The sequence below is a fragment of the Chryseobacterium sp. II3a genome, from assembly GCF_057815135.1.
On sequence record NZ_JBYPZJ010000002.1, the window covers coordinates 218,585 to 239,511 of the forward strand.

At 34.6% G+C, this 20,927-nt stretch carries 20 protein-coding genes; 15 read left to right on the plus strand and 5 right to left on the minus strand.

From position 1 onward, the window contains the following. Positions 1-5: 5 nt before the first annotated feature. From AC3HD6_RS05815 to AC3HD6_RS05885, 15 genes are all read left to right on the plus strand, one after another. Entirely contained in the window at positions 6-869 is an 864-nt protein-coding gene (locus AC3HD6_RS05815) for a glycosyltransferase family 2 protein (RefSeq protein ID WP_488895492.1), read from the plus strand. A 64-nt stretch (positions 870-933) separates the two neighbouring features. Further along, complete coding sequence (locus tag AC3HD6_RS05820; protein ID WP_488895493.1) at positions 934-1,860, plus strand: glycosyltransferase; 927 nt, start codon at positions 934-936, stop codon at positions 1,858-1,860. A gap of 65 nt (positions 1,861-1,925) precedes the next feature. After that, the gene (locus tag AC3HD6_RS05825; RefSeq protein WP_488895494.1) at positions 1,926-2,594 is read left to right on the plus strand and encodes an NAD-dependent epimerase/dehydratase family protein; all 669 of its coding nucleotides are present in this window, start codon (positions 1,926-1,928) and stop codon (positions 2,592-2,594) included. Between the two features lies 1 nt (position 2,595). Further along, entirely contained in the window at positions 2,596-3,546 is a 951-nt protein-coding gene (locus AC3HD6_RS05830) for a glycosyltransferase family 2 protein (protein WP_488895495.1), read from the plus strand. Positions 3,547-3,557: 11 nt separating this feature from the next. Continuing rightward, positions 3,558-4,346 carry a glycosyltransferase family 2 protein gene (locus tag AC3HD6_RS05835; RefSeq protein WP_488895496.1) on the plus strand — a complete coding sequence of 263 codons (789 nt, stop codon included), beginning with the start codon at positions 3,558-3,560 and terminating at the stop codon, positions 4,344-4,346. Positions 4,347-4,358: 12 nt separating this feature from the next. Then, positions 4,359-5,321, plus strand: a complete 963-nt coding sequence (locus AC3HD6_RS05840; protein WP_488895497.1) for a glycosyltransferase family protein — start codon at positions 4,359-4,361, stop codon at positions 5,319-5,321. Positions 5,322-5,353: 32 nt separating this feature from the next. After that, a complete protein-coding gene (locus AC3HD6_RS05845) occupies positions 5,354-6,478 on the plus strand; it encodes a hypothetical protein (RefSeq protein WP_488895498.1) in 1,125 nt (374 codons plus the stop codon). Between the two features lie 34 nt (positions 6,479-6,512). Beyond that, positions 6,513-7,646: a hypothetical protein gene (locus AC3HD6_RS05850; protein WP_488895499.1), complete on the plus strand. Its 1,134-nt coding sequence runs from the start codon at positions 6,513-6,515 to the stop codon at positions 7,644-7,646. 34 nt (positions 7,647-7,680) lie between these two features. Continuing rightward, on the plus strand, positions 7,681-8,622 hold the full coding sequence (locus AC3HD6_RS05855; RefSeq protein ID WP_488895500.1) for a glycosyltransferase family 2 protein: 942 nt from the start codon (positions 7,681-7,683) through the stop codon (positions 8,620-8,622). Between the two features lie 46 nt (positions 8,623-8,668). Then, on the plus strand, positions 8,669-10,465 hold the full coding sequence (gene asnB, locus AC3HD6_RS05860) for an asparagine synthase (glutamine-hydrolyzing) (protein ID WP_488895501.1): 1,797 nt from the start codon (positions 8,669-8,671) through the stop codon (positions 10,463-10,465). Positions 10,466-10,506: 41 nt separating this feature from the next. Beyond that, on the plus strand, positions 10,507-11,325 hold the full coding sequence (locus AC3HD6_RS05865) for an FkbM family methyltransferase (RefSeq protein WP_488895502.1): 819 nt from the start codon (positions 10,507-10,509) through the stop codon (positions 11,323-11,325). 4 nt (positions 11,326-11,329) lie between these two features. Continuing rightward, positions 11,330-12,265 (plus strand): glycosyltransferase family 2 protein, encoded by a 936-nt coding sequence (locus AC3HD6_RS05870; protein ID WP_488895503.1) that lies wholly within the window; start codon positions 11,330-11,332, stop codon positions 12,263-12,265. Positions 12,266-12,267: 2 nt separating this feature from the next. After that, a complete protein-coding gene (locus AC3HD6_RS05875) occupies positions 12,268-13,203 on the plus strand; it encodes a glycosyltransferase family 2 protein (protein WP_488895504.1) in 936 nt (311 codons plus the stop codon). 278 nt (positions 13,204-13,481) lie between these two features. Then, on the plus strand, positions 13,482-14,426 hold the full coding sequence (locus tag AC3HD6_RS05880) for a glycosyltransferase family 2 protein (RefSeq protein WP_488895505.1): 945 nt from the start codon (positions 13,482-13,484) through the stop codon (positions 14,424-14,426). A gap of 197 nt (positions 14,427-14,623) precedes the next feature. Beyond that, entirely contained in the window at positions 14,624-15,565 is a 942-nt protein-coding gene (locus AC3HD6_RS05885) for a glycosyltransferase family 2 protein (protein WP_488895506.1), read from the plus strand. A 7-nt stretch (positions 15,566-15,572) separates the two neighbouring features. Here the strand turns inward: AC3HD6_RS05885 and AC3HD6_RS05890 are convergent, their stop codons facing one another. The 5 genes from AC3HD6_RS05890 to AC3HD6_RS05910 form a co-directional block, all read right to left on the minus strand. Then, entirely contained in the window at positions 15,573-16,490 is a 918-nt protein-coding gene (locus tag AC3HD6_RS05890; protein WP_488895507.1) for an SGNH/GDSL hydrolase family protein, read from the minus strand. 1 nt (position 16,491) lies between these two features. Beyond that, positions 16,492-17,925 (minus strand): MBOAT family O-acyltransferase, encoded by a 1,434-nt coding sequence (locus AC3HD6_RS05895; protein WP_488895508.1) that lies wholly within the window; start codon positions 17,923-17,925, stop codon positions 16,492-16,494. Between the two features lie 318 nt (positions 17,926-18,243). After that, complete coding sequence (locus AC3HD6_RS05900) at positions 18,244-19,182, minus strand: hypothetical protein (RefSeq protein WP_488895509.1); 939 nt, start codon at positions 19,180-19,182, stop codon at positions 18,244-18,246. 53 nt (positions 19,183-19,235) lie between these two features. Beyond that, a complete protein-coding gene (locus tag AC3HD6_RS05905) occupies positions 19,236-20,672 on the minus strand; it encodes an MBOAT family O-acyltransferase (RefSeq protein ID WP_488895510.1) in 1,437 nt (478 codons plus the stop codon). A 10-nt stretch (positions 20,673-20,682) separates the two neighbouring features. After that, complete coding sequence (locus tag AC3HD6_RS05910) at positions 20,683-20,919, minus strand: acyl carrier protein (protein WP_488895511.1); 237 nt, start codon at positions 20,917-20,919, stop codon at positions 20,683-20,685. Between the last annotated feature and the right edge of the window lie 8 nt (positions 20,920-20,927).

Genomic DNA, 20,927 nt, shown 5'->3' on the forward strand with positions numbered 1-20,927 from the left:
AAGTTATGACTCCCAAAGTATCTGTTATCGTCCCTTGTTACAATCAGGCTCAGTATCTTGATGAATGTCTTCAATCTGTTCTTGAACAGACACATCAAAACTGGGAGTGCATTATTGTCAATGACGGTTCTACAGATACCACTGAGGAAACAGCAAAAAAATGGATTACAAAAGACCCCCGATTCAGTTATGTTTACAAGGAAAACGGAGGGCTGTCTTCTGCAAGAAATGCAGGACTAGAAAAAGCACAGGGAGATTACATTCAGTTTTTAGATAGTGATGATATGATTCATCGTGAAAAATTTTCCAAAAGCCTGATTCATCATTCAGAATGCCCGTTAATGGTAAGCCAATTTACCATTTACAGAAATCATATCCATGACCCCGGCTACAACCGTGTAGAGCAGGAATACCTCTCTTTTGAAGGCATTGTGTTCGGATGGGATTTAAAATTTAGTATCCCGATTCACTGTTCACTGATATCTAAAGAGCTCCTTAAAGGATTTCTTTTTGATACATCTTTAACAAGCTGTGAAGACTGGCTGATGTGGATTTATGTCATGAAAGATAATCCAAAGGTTTTTCTTGTAGATGAACCACTAGCCCATTATCGTAAAGAAGACAATAATAGCAGTATGTCTTCAGACCTTTACAAAATTCTTCATCAGAGAATCAAAATCCTACCTATATTAAAAAAACTATATGGTGATGATCTTCATGACCGGCTAGCCTATCACATCATTGATGTACGCTCTTCTCAATTTATTGAAATGAGATCCGAATTCTATAAGATAACAGGCGGCAGATTGATATCCGGCTATCTGAATTTCAAAAAATATTATTATAAACTTTTTCAAAAAAAGAACTAAAACTGGATTTTGCTATAAAAAGATATTCCGTTTCCGTTATATAAAATTTTAATATCTTCAACCGATGAAAATATCCGTGGCCCTCTGTACCTATAACGGGGAAAAATATATCGCAGAACAGCTGGAAAGTATTCTCAAGCAGGAAAAATCTGTCTACGAAATCATCATCTGTGATGATGGTTCTACCGATGATACTTTTAGGATTATTTCTCGTTATGAAAATCAGTTTCCGGAAATCATTAAAGTGTATCAGAATTCGGAGAACCTAGGTTACGTAGGTAATTTTGAAAAAGCGATGAGCCTTTGTACCGGAGACCTTATTTGCCTTTGTGATCAAGATGACCGATGGTTTACCAATAAAACCGCTGCAATTGCTGAAATTTTTGAAAAGCACCCTCCTATTGATATTGTATGTCATAACATTAAACTTTTTGGAGAGGCAATTGATCCTTCGGAATCAATTACCTATTGGGATCTGGATTCAACCCATCCAAATACATTAACACAGCCTCAAGATATTATCAAAAGAATCTTATATCAGGGTAATATATTTCCAGGTATGAGTATGGCTATCAGAAATACATTTTTGAAGGAACACCTTCCTTTGAAAAAAATCAATCCGGTAATCATTCACGATTATGAACTGCTGTTACTGGCTGCAGATAAAGATGCCGTTTGGACGGAAGACCAAATTTTAGGAGAATACCGCATACATCCCAAACAAAGTATCGGTTACAAAACATTTTCTCATTTTAAAGGTTCTGAAAAACAAATCATTTCACGAGAAACATTATTTACGATATTTAAAAGACATCCTTTTGTAAAAAACACGATTAAAGATCTCAACCTTAATGCTGATCTTGAAAAAGGGCATATCCTATATTGCCTTGAACAGTATAAAAATTATCTCAAAAATATTCCTTTTTTGGAGCGGGTAATCACCAAAATCAAAATGAAATACTATTTTCATATATTTGATTACCTGAAATAAATAATTCATATTTTTTATATGAGATATTGTTCCTCCTATAACACAATTAATGAACCCACTAACATATGATTATTGGTAACGGTATTATAGCAAACGCTGTAAAACATTATGACAGAGAAGATATTATTTTTTTTGCATCTGGAGTATCAAACTCCCTGGAGACACGAGCATCAGAATTTGAAAGAGAATTTTCTCTTTTAAAAGCCGTCTATGAAAACAACCGTGAAAAGAAACTGATCTATTTTTCTACCCTGAGCATTCATGACCAATCCAAGCAAAACAGCCCTTATGTTATTCATAAAAAAGAAATTGAAAATTATATAGAAAATAATATTGACCATTACCTCATCCTGAGAATTGGCAATATTGTAGGCAAAGGCGGAAATCCCAATACTCTTTTCAATTTTCTTAAAACACAGATTGCCTGCAACAAGGAATTTACTCTACATCTTAAAGCCAGAAGGCTTCTTTTAGATATTGAAGACATCTGCAGATTTGTAGAATCTCATGGCTTACAAGCGGATAATAAAACCATCAATTTTTCTTTTCCATACTATTATGATTTAAAGGAAATCATCAATGCTATTGAAAAAGAAACCGATAAAAAAGGACTTTATCAAGAGGCTGATGAAGGGGATTTTTACACCATAGATTTTGATGAAGATATCTTAGCTTTTTTCTCTGAAAAAAAACCGACAGAATATTTAGAAACCCTAACCAGAAAGTATATTTAAAATGGCCAGTATTTATGTTATTATTGTTACATATAATGCCATGCAATGGGCAGAAAGATGTTTTACAAGCTTAAGACATTCTTCTATCCCTGTTCAATGCATTACTATAGACAATGGTTCTACTGATGGAACGCAGGAATATATAACTACTCATTTTCCTGAAGTTGATTTTATACAGTCTGCTGAAAATCTTGGGTTTGGAAAAGCCAATAATTTAGGAATTGAAAAAGCCTATAAAGAAGGCGCTGATTTTTTCTACCTGATGAATCAGGATGCCTGGATCTATCCAGATAGCTTTCAACAGATTTTGGATGTGTATAATAATTACCCTGATCATAGGCAGATCGGGATTTTAAGTCCTATGCATCTTGACGGGAGCGAGAAAAAGTTTGATCTCCATTTTGAAGACTACCTTGCCAAAGACCTAAGGAATAACCGGATGCTTTCAGACATCTATTTTGGCGAAAAAAAGGCATATTATGAAATTCGCTTTGTAAATGCAGCACACTGGTGTATTCCCAGAGGTATTATTGAAAAAGTAGGCGGTTTTAATCCTTATTTCTTTCATGGTGCTGAAGATTATGAATACGTTAACCGTATAACTTATTTCGGACTCAAAATACTAGTATGCTCTCAAAGCAAAGTGGTACATGATACCGTACAGTCCTTTTATAAAGAAGAACCTAAGAATAAAGAGGAGCTGCTGCAGAATAAAAGGCTTTCCATGATTATGCAGCGGGAAACAAAGTACCTTGATCTTAATTATCCTTACGATACTAAAAGAGAGAAAAAAGCTCTATTTTCTTTTGCCCTTAAAATGGGAGCTAAAGGAAATAGGAGCGAGTATAAATTTTATATGGAGCAGTATAAATATTTCTCCGAAAAATTTAATGAGATTGAAACAGCTCGAAAAACAGCAATGACCGCTCAACACCCATTCCTGAATATTTAAAAAGAATGAATATGGAGAAACTCCCTATAAGTATCTGCATTCTTTCCTGGAAAACAGGAAAAACACTGAGGAATACCCTGAAGTCTTATCAGAAGTATGGTCTTTTGGATATGATTGATGATATTGTCATTCTTTTTCAGGAAGTAAGTGAGTCCGATAAAAAACTGGCTGATCAATATAAAATCAGGTATATAGGATTAAAAGATAATATCGGTATTGGAAAAGGCATGAAAACGCTGGCTGAGAATGCAGTCTGTGAAAATATTCTTTTTCTGGAGCATGACTTCGAACTCGTTGAAAATAAGGAAACCGTATTTTCCCGTCTCCAAAGCGGATTAAAAATGCTTGACAATGGTTTTGATGTAGTCCGATACCGCAGCAGAAATACGCCGGGTTACCCTCTTATTTCCATCAGACATAAAGGAAATGAGCTGAATTATTATGACGACTGGCATGAGTGTACATCACCTCATCTTCTTGAATCTTTACATTGGCTGGATCCTGCCAAAGAGTTCCCTGATAAAATACAAAAACAAGGTGAGTACTTTATCACCACCTCACGTTGGGCCAACTGGACCAATAATCCTTATCTTGTCAGAAAAAGATTCTTGCTTGAGACTATTATTCCTTTCTCTGGAGAAACAGCTTCACTGGAAAGAAATATTGCAGCCTGGTGGGTAAAACAAAATTTCAGGATTGCGCAAGGAGAAGGACTTTTTAAACATAATGACCTTACCAAGTATCCAAAGAAAACCATTATTCAGAAAATAGCGCGAAGGCTGAAAAATATATTTAAATAACACAACATCAAGATGAAAATTCTTTTCCATGAGGATGAACTCAACTACAGAGGAACTTCCATTGCAGTATATGATTACGCAGATTTCAATGAAAGATATCTGGGAAATGAATCTATAATTGTATACAATAAAAATTCAAAGACCAATCATCCATTAGGCATTGAAAAGTTTGAAAAAAGATTCCGGGTACATGGCTACTCAGATTTCAATGAGGTGGATCAGCTTATCCGGGAGGATAATATAGACCTTTTTTATGCCATCAAAAATGGAAATATCGATGGAATAGATACCAAGGAATGTAAATCTGTAATTCATAGCGTTTTTAAACATTTTGAACCCCATGGAGATGTTTACGCCTATGTTTCCGAATGGCTAAGCCAGGAAATGACGGGTTCAAAATATCCTTATGTCCCTCACATGGTTAATTTCGATATCCAAACCCATGAGGACCTGAGAGCAGAACTCAATATTCCCAAAAAAGCCAAGGTTTTTGGATATTACGGAGGCCATATCAGCTTCAATATTCTTTTTGCCCAGCACACGATCGAAAAGATTGCTTCAAAATATAAGGATGTCTATTTTATTTTTATGGGGGTAAATTCTTTCGTTAAAAAGAAATGGTGGAAGTCTTCTCCCTCTAATATTATATTTCTGCCTCCCAGTTCAGATATTATCATGAAGCAAAAATTTATCAATACCTGTGATGCTTTGCTTCATGCCCGCGAAAGAGGAGAAACCTTTGGGATCACAGTTGCTGAATTTGCCATTATGGGAAAACCGGTCATTGCTTTTGCGAATCCTCCGGAGAAAGCACATATTACGCATTTAAAGGATCAAGCCTATTATTATAACGACAGTAAAGAGCTGCAAAACATTATTTTGGATACAGAACTTACCTTATCGGCAAAAGAACTCTATGAAAAGTTTTTGCCTCATCCGGTAATGGATACTTTTAAAAAAGTTTTTATTGACTAAAAGCATCATCTAAAATCTGATAACAAATAATTATGAAAACAAAAATCGTCAACTCTTTCATAGGATTGATATTTCTCATTTACTATTGTATCTGTATTTACAACAGTTATCTTCAGCTCGTATTTCATAAAAATGGCTGGTATCTCGGTGAATGGCTAATCAACTATCAGGATGGCGGATTCAAAAGAAGAGGGCTTTTTGGAAGCTTGTTTATTCTTTTCAATGAACTTACAGCAATCAAACTTGAATTCATTGTATTTGCCTTTGTATCTATAGTATATGCAGTTTTTTTCACTTTATTAATTCAGTTGTTCCTACAGAAGAAAAATACGCTTCTTACAATCAGTATTCTGCTACTTCCGGCAGGAATGGGAATGCTTTTTAAGGATCCAACGATTATTGCTAAAAAAGAAATCCTTATTTTCCTTCTGTATCTGCTCTATTTTCTTTGGCTTGAATCTAAAAAAACAGTAAAAGATATTGCAGTTACATTTTTTATTATTCTCGCGATTCTCAATCATGAAGCTGCATTCTTTTTTATACCTTTTGTAAGTTTCACCTATTTTATCAAGGATCATGCTCCTGCGAGCACCAAACTAAAAAAAATAATCTTTTATCATTTAGCTCCTGCCGCTGTTGTTATGTTGCTGCTGTATCAGTTTGGATACAGTATAAGCACTCCAAACTCTATTCAATTTCTGCAGGAACATGGGCTCTCTCTAGTACTTAAAGGCATTTATGGATATGATCCTAACTATAACGTTCTTAACTTCTATAAAGCTCATTCATATGGTTATATCACCTACCTCATCAGTTTATTTTTTGCCTCTGCAACATTTTATATTTATTGCAGATCAAACCAAATCAGTATTAATAAGAAGTTTCTGATTATACAGGCTGTTTTCCTTATTCCTTTATTCTATATGGCTTATGATTGGGGGAGATGGATCAATATTTTCTTTACCTTATTAACCATCTTTATCGCTGGTGAACAGCAAATGGCCAGTTCATTGAAAAAAGATATTACAGCTGTTGTATTGATTCTATTTAATTCACTTTGGAGAATGCTGCTTTTTACGGCCGGCTTTCTTACCATTCCTGCCGTAGATTCCATTATAAAAAAACTGTATTATTTTATTTATTTTAAACTGTCTTAAAATAAATAGACTCAACTTTGTTTAGATCATGAACATGAAAGCAAGAATAGTTAATTATATAGTAGGCTTACTATTTGCCATTTACTACTACGTAAGTATTACAACCTCTTATACCCTCATCGTCGTTAAAAAAGGAGGCTGGTGTTTTGGAGACTGGATCATCAATTACCAGGATGGAGGGTTCAAAAGAAGAGGCCTTTTCGGAACTTTATTTATGGGGATTAATGAGCTTACTCATATTAATCTTGAATACATTGTATTTGCATTTGTAGCTTTATTGTATACCGGAATTTTTTATCTTTTGTTCAGACTCTTCTGGAATGAAAAAAACAATCTTCTGGTCATTGCATTAATTCTGCTTCCTGTAGGCTTTGGGATGATGGTAAAAGATCCTAATATTGCCACCAGAAAGGAAATGTTGTTCTTTTTCCTGTATCTTCTTTACATCTTATGTCTTCGTTCAAAGGTTACGATTAAAGATTTTACAATTACCATCTTTATCACTATTGCGCTTTTAACGCATGAGGCCGCTTATTTCTATTTGCCATTTGTTGGGATGGCTTATTTTATGAAAAATGAAGGCTCATCATTGGATAAGCTCAAAAAAATACTACTCTATCAGTTTCTGCCTGCAACTATTCTTATGATCATCCTTTATAAATTTGGGATTGGTTTAAAGACAGAAAATACAATACATTTCTTTAAAGAACATGGTCTAATTCTTGAAGAAATGGGAATTTTTGATTATGATCCCAACTATGATGTTCTTGGGTATTACCAATCCCATTCTTATGACTATCAAACCTATGGAATAAGTATTTTGCTGGGTGCATTAACAGTTTATCTCTACTGCAAATTCAATAAAATTAAAATCAATACCCTGTTCCTGATCATACAGGTTCTATTTTTAATTCCATTGTTCTATCTGGCCGTGGACTGGGGACGATGGGTGAACATTTTCTTTTCACTTTTAACCATATTTATTGCTGCTGAACAAAGAACTATTCTAAGCAAGAAACAGGAAATCATTGCGGTCATATTAATTTTATTTAATCTTTCATGGAGAATGATGCTGATGACCCAGGGATTCTTAACTTTCCCTCAATTTGATGACCTTCTTAAGCAAGTATACTATTTTTTGTATTTTAGAATCACTAATTTGCTATAAGATCATGGATTATTAATCAATCCTGAATAAAAACATGACAATAAAAATGCCTCAGCCTCAGATTCATATTATCATTGTTACCTACAACGCCATGAAATGGGCAGAACGATGCTTTAAGAGCCTAAGAAAATCATCTGTCCCTGTAAAATGTAATGTAATAGACAACGGATCTACGGATGGGACTCAGGAATACATCAAAACGAATTTCCCTGAAGTAGATTTCATCCAATCTGAATCTAATCTTGGATTCGGGAAGGCTAATAATATAGGCATTGAAAAGGCATATAAAGACGGTGCTGATTTCTTTTATCTGATGAATCAGGATGCATGGCTTTATGAAAACAGTATGGAAAAAATGCTGGAAGTATATAACAGTCATCCTAATCAGAACGAAATTGGTATCATAAGCCCTATTCATGTAGATGGTTCAGAAAAATACCTCGATATTTTCCTGGACCAGTATATTGCTAAGAATTACGAAAAAACAAGAATGATTTCCGATCTGTATTTCCAAACCCTAAAATCTTATTATGAGATTCATTTTGTGAATGCCGCTCATTGGCTGCTTCCAAAGAAAACCATAGAAACCATAGGTGGCTTTAATCCTTATTTTTTCCATTATGGTGAAGATGATGAATATGTTAACAGAGTTCATTTTCATCAAAAGAAAGTCTTGCTTGTTCCGGGAAGTAAAGTGGTTCATGATGGTGTGCAGCTTCTCCATAAAATAGACTTCACCAAATACGAAGATGTTCGTATAGAAATCAACACGCTGAACCCGAGTCTACCAAATGCGCTGCGATCAGAAAAGAAATCACTGAAAAAAAGTATGTTTAAAAACTTTATAACTGGAGATTTCAACAAGTATAAAGAACTGTCTCAGAAATATCAAAAAATTGCAAGAGACAGTGAAAAGTTAACCGTTTTACGAAGTCAATTGATTCAATCAGGCCCTACTTTTCTGAATCTATCGTAAATTAGCTGTACAAAAAGTAAAAATTAATGATGAAAAATAATATATTATGTGTGGAATAGCGGGAATTATAAGCAGAAATGCAAGGAATTACCAAGAGGAAATTCGAAAAATGACAGACTCATTGGTTCACCGTGGTCCGGATTCTTCTCACTATGAATTTTATGAAAATGCCGCACTGGGCCACCGCAGACTTTCTATTATAGATTTATCTGACAATGGAAAGCAGCCCATGTTCTCCAATACTAAGAACGAATGTATTGTCCTGAATGGGGAAATCTACGGATATCAGGATATCAAAAGACAATATTCTGAATATCCTTATCACGGAGGTTCTGATACGGAGGTTATTCTTGCCATGTACCAAAGAAAGCAAGAAAATCTCATCAACGATCTTCCGGGAATGTTTGCATTTGCGATTTGGGACGAACAAAAACAGCAGTTATTCTGTGCGAGAGACCGTTTTGGAGAAAAGCCTTTTTATTATGCTATTGGTAACAACAATGAATTTATTTTTGCTTCAGAAATCAAAGCCATTTTAGCTTCAGGGCTTATTCAACCTAAAATAAGTACCCAGGGGCTCTCCCATTATCTTCAATATGGATATGTAAGTTCTGATCAGAGTATTTATAGTAATATTTTCACCCTTCCACCAGCACATCAGCTGATTTGGAAAGATGGGAAATTCACAGTTTCACGTTATTATAGCCTGCCGGCAAAAGATAGAGTAATTGGTCTTTCTGATGCTAAAGAAGAATTTCTATATCTGTTGAAAAATGCAGTAAAAAAGCAGCTTATTGCAGATGTAGAAGTTGGAAGCTTCCTGAGTGGAGGATTAGACTCTTCATCTGTTGTTGCGCTGGTAGATGAATTCTTGCCTCATCAGACTACTATTAGCTTCGGATATGATCATAAAGACAATGAACTGAAGTATGCCAAAGAAATTGCTGATAAATACAAAACCAATCATATTGAGGTTCATGAGAAGAAATCTGATTTGGTTACCTCTCTTTTAAAAATATCGCCTTTTTTTGATGAACCTTTTGCCGATGCCTCCTTTATCCCTCATTATGAAATATGCAGAGCAGCCAGAAAGAATCTTACGGTTGTATTGTCCGGTGATGTAGGAGATGAGCTATTCGGAGGGTATCATTTCTATACCGTTGAAAATAAATTAAAAAAGCATTTCAGCTATAGGAATATTATTGCTCAGTTTGGATTAAAACTCTATCAGCAAATAAAGCCTACCTCGTTTCTTACTCGTAAAAATATGGAGTTTTCATCTATAATGGATTTTCATCTGAATGATGTAAGAAATGCTTTTAATAAGAAAGAACGTGACCTTCTTGGAGTTTCTTCTGATTACCTGCAGACTTATAGTTTTACTCCCAATCCGGACTCTCTGAACGATATCATGAGAATAGATTTGGAAAATTATGTTCCTGCTAATATGATGGTAAAGTCTGACCGAATGGCAATGGCTAATTCTTTAGAAGTAAGGACTCCCTTCCTGGATCTCGACTTTGCTGAATTTTGTATCCAATTACCGGATCAGCTGAAACTTAATGACAATAATGATAAAATCATTCTTCGAGAGGCCATGGGTTCTTACTGGACAGAAACTATCAGGTCACGCCATAAACAAGGATTTGGGCTTGGAGTAAAAAATTGGTTTGCAGAAGAAAATCTAATGACCCTTTCCAATGACCTGCTAAAAGATCCGAATCATAAAGTATTTAATTTTATTGATTTTAAAGCAGCTCAGAGCTTCCTTGACAAGGATGAAAGACATTGGAATCTTTTACAGCTTGCTTTATGGGCTGATAATAATAAATTATATTTATAAAACTATAATTATTTTTAAAACACAAGCCTAAAAAAAATCTTATGCCAAATTACTTAAAATCCCTTCAGAGTATATTGTTTAAAGAGAAGCCAATCAGCTTTATCAAAAGAAAGCTGAATATATCGTATCTTGATAACCGTAAGCTCTTCACCATTCATTATAACAATAGAAAAACCAAGATTTATCTTAATAAAAAATTTGGTTTTGTAGATCTCTATATTTTTGAAAATGGTATTTATGAGAAATATATTATTGATGATATAAGATCTGTTCTTACCAAAGACAAAGTATTATTGGATATAGGCGCCAATATTGGTCAGCACAGCTTGCTTTTGGCTCCTTACTGCAAACAGATTTATTCATTTGAGCCCATTCCGGATGTCTATCATGAATTTAATGAAAGCATTAAAAAAAATAATTACCATAACATCAAACTATTCAATATAGCAATTGGAGGATCCTCAGCTGTAAAATCATTTAACTATGTTGCAGGACATGCGGGAATGAGTTCGTTTATTGAAACCAAAAATCCTGGAAAAAAATTGATCAATGTGCAGATAGAACCTCTGAAAAAGATGATATCCGATGCAACGTTTGATGTTGTTAAAATGGATGTTGAGGGATATGAAGCTGTTGTCATTCTGGAAAATAAAGATATTTTCTTAAAAAACAGACCTATTTTTTTTATGGAGTTTTGCCCATCCGCCATTGATGAACAGGGAGACCATACCTCTCAGGACTTGCTTCAATTCTTTTTTGACAATAATTTTAAAGTATACAGCAGAATATATGGAAAAGATTTTTTTACCATCAGCCCGGAGCTGTTCGTTAATGATAACCTAATTATCACTCCCCTTTAGGCTCATGAAAATATCAGTAATTATTCCCGTATACAATGCAGAAAAATACATTTCTAAAGCGGTAGAATCAGCTTTACAGCTTGACGAAGTATATGAAGTGATTTTAATAGAAGATCAATCACCAGATAATGCACTACAGGTCTGTCGTGAACTGACTCAAAGGTATGATAAAATAAAACTCTTTCAACACCCTGATCATGGAAATCATGGTGCAGGAGCCAGCAGGAACCTTGGAATAGAAAAAGCTAGCGGAGATTTTATTGCATTTTTGGATGCAGACGACTATTATCTTTCTAACCGTTTTGATTCTGAAAAAGAACTTTTCAAAGACCCAAAGATAGATGGTGTTTTCAATGCGATAGGTACAGAATATCTTACTGAGAAAGGAAAAGAAGAGTTTCAGTCTAAATTTAAAGAAGTATCACTGAGCACAGTTAATTATCCTGCAGAAGGAGAAGAAGTATTCAAAGGGCTTTTAAGTTTAACAACTAAAACTTTCGGTACATCTTTTCATCTTAATTCGCTTACTATAAGAAAGGCTTCTTTGGAACGAAGCCACCTTCGTTTTAATGAGGACCTTCGTGTACATCAGGATTCAGATTTTATTATCAAACTGTCCTACCACTGTCATTTAAAAACAGGCAATATAACAGAAGCTGTTGCCATGAGAGGTATTCATGATAATAACAGAATCACTAAAATTGTAAAATATTCACCACAATATAACCAGAGGCAATTTCTTTTATGGCAATCCCTTAATCAATGGGCGGTTTCCCATCAGATTCCATCAGAACCTGGAAAAAGAATTTATTTACTATATAAATCATTTGATCTATCCTTAAAAAAAGGACTTGTCAAATACTATAATATTTTAGAGGAAGCCCTTAAAAATCCTGAAATATTAAAGACCAAATACCGTTTCACTTACTACAATAGATGAAAATGAAGATCTCAGTAATTATTCCTGTATATAATGCGGAAAAATATATATCAAAAGCAGTAGAATCTGCCTTACAACTCAATGAAGTCTATGAAGTGATTTTAATAGAAGACCAATCTCCAGATAATGCGCTTCAGATATGTACAGAATTGGCGAAAAAATATGATCAGGTAAAACTTTTCCAACATCCAGACCTGGAAAATCATGGTGCCGGAGCCAGCAGAAACCTCGGAATAGAAAAAGCAACTGGGGATTTCATCGCATTTCTGGATGCCGATGATTATTTTCTTCCCAATAGATTTACCGCTGAAAAAGAACTTTTTAAAGATTCAAAAATAGATGGAGTCTTTAATGCTATTGGTACCGAATATCTTACCGAAAAAGGGAGAGAAGAATTTATGTCTAATATCAACGACAGTGAACTTCTCACCGTTAACTATCCTGCAGAAGGAAATGAAGTATTCAGGGGATTACTGGGACTTACTCCCAAAGTTTTTGGTTCGTTCTTCACTTTAGATGCGCTTACTGTCAGAAGACATTCTATTGAATCTAAAAAATTAAGATTTAATGAAGCGCTGCGTCTTCATCAAGATTCAGATTTTATTATCAAACTGGCCCATCAATGCCATTTGAAATCCGGTATTATTGATATTCCCGTTGCCATGAGGGGAATGCATGATGACAACAGGATTTCCAAGATTGTAAGATACTCGCCACAATATAACCAGAGGCAATCTCTTTTCTGGAATTCGCTCTATGAATGGTCTAAATCTGTCTCACTGGAATCTGATGCTGCCCATCACATTTATCTCCAAAATAAGGCATTCGAACTTTCCTCAAAGAAAGGATTTTCCAAAGCAATAGGACTATTGTCAGCTATTATTAAAAATCCAAATATAGTAAGAACAAAATACAGATTCACTTATTTACATTCATAGTAAACTTTCCAAACTTGGGACTCTTTCACCTAAAATAAGACAAGATTATATAGAATAATTCTCACAGTAGGGGATTTTTATATTGCTTTTCTCACCTTTATTAGAAGAATTTTTAAAGAAAATCATTACTCTGATTACTTCTAAGGTATTTATCTGTCATTTTATGAAAAAAATAAAATCTTACTACCTTAAAATAAAATTAAAAGCTTAAATTTCGAATTCAAAAGGTACTAATAAAGCACAATTATAATTCTAAATTTATTGTAAAAAGGAGAAAAATGAGGATCTCAGTAGTTATTCCCGTTTATAATGCAGAAAAGTTTGTTTCTCAGGCAGTAGACTCTGTGCTTCAGTTTGATGAAGTTCACGAAATTATTCTTGTTGAAGATGAATCTCCAGATAATGCATTACAAATCTGTCAGCAGTTAGCAGAAAAACATGAAAGAGTAAAACTCTACCAACACCCGGATAAAAAAAACCATGGTGCTGGCCCCAGCAGGAATTTGGGGATTGAAAAATCAACCGGTGATCTTATCGCTTTTCTTGATGCAGACGACTATTTCCTACCCAATAGATTTGATGCAGAAAAAGAATTATTTAAAGATCCGAAAGTAGAGGGTGTTTATGGAGCCCTTGGCGTTCATTATTATTCAGCAAAAGCAAAAGAACAATATTATCAATTGTTTGGGGATAGACTAACGACAGTATATAAAAAATATGACCCCAAAGATGTTTTCCCTGGCCAGCTTCATATGCTGGGACCTTTCGGACTCTTTAGCATTGATACTTTAACGATTCGCAGAGAATCTTTGATGAATAAGGTGAACACTTTATTTAAGCCCCATTTAAGACTTCATGAAGACACAGAATTCCTCTTCCGACTTTCTTATTATCTCGATCTGTATCCCGGTATTCTTGACGAAGCTATCGCTATAAGAGGTGTACATGAAAATAATAGAATAACAAAGGTAGACCTTCGGGTCATAGATCCTTCCGTCTCCCGTGCCATGCTTTGGAAAGAAGTTGATCTTTGGTCCCAGACCGAAAGTGATATCTCTGAAGACGTTAAGGTCCATATCAAAAGGATGTACAGAAGTTTTGAAATTGCAAAAGCTCCTTTATTAAAAAAATGGGGAATGATTATCAGGTATTTCTTTACTGATTATAAAAGTATAAGGTCTGGATTATACAATATTAATTTCCGGCATTCATTAATTTCTTAAAACCGAAAACCATATCCCAGAGCTAGAATTCAAATATCACCCAAATCCCTTTATTCGGCAGACTTTTTGAATTAAAAACTTCAGCAAACAACATCTCAACTTTTTCAGCTAAAAAAATAGAGATAAGTCTTTATAATTAACTATCTTGCAATGCTTTTGCACACACAAATGATATAAAAAGTTAAGTAGACAAAAAAATGAAAATTTCAGTAATTATTCCCGTTTACAACGCCGAAAAATATGTTTCTCAAGCAGTGGAATCTGCTCTTCAGTTTGATGAAGTTTATGAAGTCATTCTTATAGAAGACAAATCACCGGATCATGCTCTAGAGGTATGTAAACAACTTGCCGAAAAATATGACAGAGTAAAGCTTTATCAACATCCTGATAAAGGAAATCATGGCGCGGGTCCTACGAGAAACTTAGGAATAGAAAAATCCACGGGTGATTTTATTTCTTTTCTGGATGCAGATGACTATTTCCTACCCAATAGATTTGATGCAGAAAGAGAACTTTTTAAAAGACCTGAAGTAGAAGGCGTTTATGGTGCTCTTGGCGTTCATTATTACACTGAAAAAGCAAAAGAACAATATTACTCTATATTCGGAGATCGGTTAACTACTGTTTATAAAAGACATGAGCCTAAAGATGTTTTTCTGGGGCAAGTTTATATGCTGGGAAGTTTTGGACTGTTCAGTATTGATGCTTTAACCATCCGCAGGGATTCTTTAATGAAAAAAATGGATCCTTTATTTAAAGCTTCCCTGAGACTGCATCAGGATACGGAATTCTTATTAAGACTGTCTTATTATCTTAATCTCTATCCCGGAATTTTAGATAAAGCTGTGGCTGTAAGAGGTGTACATGAGGACAACAGAATTACCTTGGTAGATTCAAAAAAGGTAAATCCTGCTACTACCCGTGTCCTATTATGGAAAGAAGTAGATGCCTGGGCTGAAAACGAAGGTACCCTACCAGAAAATATAAAGCTTCATATTAAAAGAATGTACCGCAGTTTTCAGATTGCCAATTCTCCTGGTTCAAAAAAATGGGGAATGATCCTGAAATATCTTGTAACAGATTATAAAAGCATCCGGTCTGGAATCTATAACATTAACTTTAGGAATAATTTACTCTAACTTTATCCTATTTACCTCTACTAGCAATGATAGAGTCTGCAATGCGGGAAGAAATTTTCCTGCTTGAGTCTTTATACAAATGATTCCCATCTGTGTAATCATATTCAGCATAATTTCCTGAGAAATCAAAAAACCTCACATTTTGTTTCCTTCCTATATCTCTCATCAATGTATTGAAATGAGGATACTTTTTATTTTCTATATTGGTAAGACCTTTAGATGTAGGAAGACGTACCAGATAAACCTTACCTTTGGTCCTCAAATAATTAATCATTTCATTAATGGCTTTGAGACGTTCCGGTGACAATTCTACTGTATTGGCCAAGTCTCTGTAAAACGCTTCCTTTGTATTGGTTCTATACACAACAGTGTCTTTCTGCATATTTATAGTGACCTCCAGCCAGCCATCAGGATGAAGAAAGGTATTGGACCTTCCCGATTCTGCTCTTTCAGTATAAATTTTAAACCAGCTTCTTGTATAATGCTTCAGCAGATATTCATAATTGGGTGAACGGTCATAAAAATACATATCGTTCAATGGAGAATGCTCTTCAGGAAAATCTTTTTCCTTTTTGATTTGTTTATTTAATGATAAATTCCATGGACTCACTGTCAAGATAAAAATTCCATTTTTAGTTTCAGGATCTAATTTTCTTTTTAACGCTTTAAAATAAACCTGTCCATAAGGAGATTCTACAATATTCAAAGAAAAATTATCAAAATTGGCAGAAAGCTTGGTTTTCAATACTCCAGGAACGACTCCTTGAGAACCACGCGAATCTCCCAATATCATATTTTTTGGTTTTTTAACCGCAAAATGCATATAATTATCATCCGTATTACCGTCTGCATAAGATCCAAGAACTGCCAATACAGTAAGTACTGCAACAAAATAAGGCACTATTTTAATTAAAAATTTCTTCATGCTAAAACTGAAAATAAATAAATTCATTATTCCCGAAGTTGGCATAACGGAGAATGATATACATAACAACCAGATAAAAAATACGTCTTATCCAAGGGTTAAATCTTTTAATTTCTAACCCGTGGAATCTTTCCCTGTTGATCCATTCTATAATGATCATCAAGCCAATCAGTGCCAATACTTTTACCGGTAATGTATGCGGGATAGAGAGCAATTCACGACTGAAAATTCTACCGATATAGTGAATCGCCTGAGCTACAGATTCAGCTCTGAAAAAAATCCATGCAATACAGGTGATCAGGAAGGTGATCAGAATTTGGAAGCATTCCCTAAACGATGGTAGAAGCTTCCCCTGGCCCGCTACTTCCATATTCTGACGGTTTTTATTCATAATAAGCAAAGGCATAAAGTACAATGCATTGAGACCGCCCCAGATCATAAACGTCCAGTTTGCTCCATGCCAGAAGCCTGACACCAGGAAAATAATAAATGTGTTTCTGATTTTCATTGCAAGCCCGCCTTTACTTCCTCCTAATGGTATGTACAGATAATCTCTGAACCACGAGGAAAGTGAGATATGCCATCTTCGCCAGAATTCTGCAATGTCTCTGGAGAAATAAGGAAATGCAAAGTTTTTTAGCAGTTCAATCCCGAATAATCTTGAAACACCTAATGCAATATCTGAATATCCGGAGAAATCTCCATAGATCTGAAAGGCAAACAGTACAGTTCCTACAACAAGATTAACTGGGCTTTCCGTCTGGTAATTGTTAAATATTTCATTTACCAACGGTGCACAATTATCTGCAATGACCATTTTTTTGAAAAATCCCCATAAGATTTGCCGCATCCCATCCACTGCCTGCTCATAATTGAATACTCTCTCCCGCTGTATCTGGGGCAAAAGATGTGTAGCCCTTTCTATGGGCCCTGCCACAAGAAGAGGGAAATAGCTTACAAAAACAGCATAATCGGTAAAACTTCTCTCAGCCTTTATTCTTTTTTTATAAACGTCAATCACATACGACAGTCCATGAAAAGTATAAAACGAAATTCCTACAGGAAGTATAATATTGAGCAGCCACACATTGGCCTTGAAACCAAAGCCACTAAGAAGATCTGCAAAACTTTCGACAAAGAAATTATAATATTTGAAGAACCCCAGGAAACCGAGGTTAATGACAATACTTAAAGTAAGCCAGAATTTAGCTTCCCGATTGGTTTTGCTATTCTCTATTTTAATTCCTGATACGTAATCCAAGCCAATGGAAAACATCAGTAAAAAAAGAAACCGCCAATCCCAACAGGCATAAAAATAAAAGCTCGCCAATAACAGCAGCCTGTTCTGCTCCTGAAATTTTCTGTTGAAAACAAACCAATAGAGACAAAAGACTACTGGTAAAAAAATAAGAAATCCTATTGAGTTGAATAACATAGTGCTTAGAAGATATATGGATTATAGTACTTCTCTGAAACCTTTCGTTTCAGTTTTTATATTATTCTTAAAAAATACAAACATTAAGTTTTTCTCCGATAGAATACTCTTTATGAATTGGGGAACATTTATTATTTCAGTCATTGTGAGTGTTTTAAGTGACACAATTTGTTTTTCTGATCTTAATTAACCTGCTGACACTTTATCAGTGAATTTTGAGATTAAATTTACAATTCTTATTACTAAAGTGTTATATATAATCATTTTTTTCTAAAATATGCTATGATAAGCAGCTTACCATATTTTCGGCATTCTTATTTAATGAGATAAAACATCCTTTGCTACCACTGCAGAGAAGGCTTCAACAGATTTTTCATCCAAATGAACCTCATCCAGCCATTGATATGTACTATCCAATCCATTATAATTGATATAGGAAACTTTTGTTTTCGAAGCAACAGCTTGCATACGGCTATCAAAATCCGGGAATGCTTTTTCTTCTATAGAGTAAGCGACTTTATTCACAGGCATTCTTATGATCATCACTTTCCCGTGCCGATTAAGAAACTCAATCGTTTTTTCAAGATACAGAATCCGATTTTCAGATACTTTCAATCCGTCAATCCTTTCTTGAAATAATCTCATGTTTCTTTTGTTAGAAATCTCCTGCTTTTCCGGAGCCGTCTTTTTTATAATTTTCACATAATATCTTCCGTTATCCAAAATGGCAGGTCTTCCAACTATATTTTTCGGAGGCAGTATTTTTTTATTGAGCTCATTAGTAATAGAAGGCTCATAGCTTTCAAACAGATACTCAATATTAGGGTTTATGGCTACCATTGAAGTTTTTGCAACACTTTTATCGTTTTCAACATAGAACTCCGGGCTGTCCGGTTTCTTTTTATCTACCATTAAAGCGGTAGGCTCAACAGTAACAATAAAAACACCATCTTTCGTTTCCGGTTTTATTTTTTTCTCAATAGATTCCAGATATTTAGGCCCATAGGGAGAGTGTGCCCAAGTAAAGGAATAGTTATACATAGCAGTATTGGGATATTTGGAATGCAAGATGCTATCAATAGCAGCAGGATCCATCAATGCTGCCCTGGAACTGCCCAAAATAAAAGAGTTCTGCTGGGGCGATGTAAATCTTCTATAAAAATCATCTGAATGTTTTGATAAAAAACAGACAGCATATCCTAACACCGATAGCGGCAATATAGAAAATATTATCAATCTTAAAAGTGATTTTTTCATAATTCAAAGTAAACCTTAGCGTACTGTGTTTTTATATAGCTTCTGTTAATGCATTAAAACATAGCATACATAAATCCTTTAGGAGCAATATAAAACAGAAAAACCAAAAACACCAGTACATAATAAAATCCCCATCGTAAAAAGATATTTTTCTTCACAAAAATCTCCTTAATCGCATATTCTTTATCTCTATTCCCCCACTCTAGCAATACCATAAATACCATTACCAGTATAACTTCTTTCTGGATTGGGAAATTGGGCAACTGGAAAAATGATAAGGAGAAAATTCCCTGATAATATTTAGCAGCCATTTCCATATCTTTAGAAAAGAAAAGAATCATCAATAAAGTAAAAAGAATAAATGTTACAGGAATATTCTTTAATTCCTCCTTTGTGGGGATGAAGTTGTTAGATGTTTTAATCTTTTTATTCATTTTTCCACTCAGAATCAATGGAATAAACATAATACCACTTACCAATCCATGAACGATGTAATGCCATTCTGCACCATGCCAGAACCCCACTACCAAAAAATTGATGATGATGGCCATAATCAGTCCATATTTCTCATAATCTCTGAAGTGAATGGATAAAGGCGTAAAAACATACTCCGTAAGCCATGAAGTTAAAGAAATATGCCACCTTCTCCAGTAGTCGGCAACATTTTGTGCAAACAACGGATAATTAAAGTTCGGCTGAATTTTAATCCCCAGCAGCTTAGAAATACCTATAGCCATATCAGTGTATCCTGAGAAATCAGAATATAGCTGGATAAAATACAATACAGCTCCAACCAATAAAGCACTTCCGTTTAAGGTATGATAGGACTCAAATAGCTGAGAAGTAATTCCAGCAATATTATCTGCTACCACCAGCTTTTTGAAAAGTCCCCATAAAATTTGCTTCAATCCATCAGTAAATTGAGCGGAAGAAAATTCTCTTTTTATTTTCAGGTTTTTCAAAAATGGAGTGGCTCTGTCAATAGGACCGGCTATAATACATGGAAAAAAGGCAATAAAAACTGCATAATCCAGCAGACTTGGAATTTCCTTCAGTTTATTATTTCTGATATCCAATAAATAACTTATCATTCTGAATGAATAGAAACTGATCCCTATCGGAAAAATAATCTTCAATAGCCCCAACTGATTCTTAACCCCAAAAAGATGCAGGAAATCATTAAAGTTATCAATGAAGAAATTAAAGTACTTAAAATACAAAAGCTGAATCAGGACAATAAAAACTCCCGACCTCAGCCACCATATCTTAGATTTCTCTTTTTGGGCAGCCTTTATTTTATTCCCTACAAAATAGGTAATCCCTGTAGTCGCTACCAGCAATGATAAGAACTCCCAACTCCAGCTGCTGTAAAAGACATAGCTTCCTATGAGCAGAATTATATTTTGGATCTTTGTGGTTTTTCTGCAGAGATAATAAATAAAATATAATGCAATAAAGAATAATATAAAGCTGTATGAATTAAGAAGCATACAACATCACTTATTTTGAAGTTATGGAATCTATCATTTCTCCTACATCATTCCAGCTTCTGATTTCAGATGAAGTAAAACGTATTCCAAAGCCTTTTTCTACTGCTACAATTAACTGAATATGAGAAAGCGAATCCCATTCTTCAATATCTTCAGCCGTTGTTTCTGGAGTCAGTACAATTTCATCATTATCCAATTCATCACGGAAAATACTTGTCAGTTTACTTAAAATTTCATCATTATTCATAATCTTTT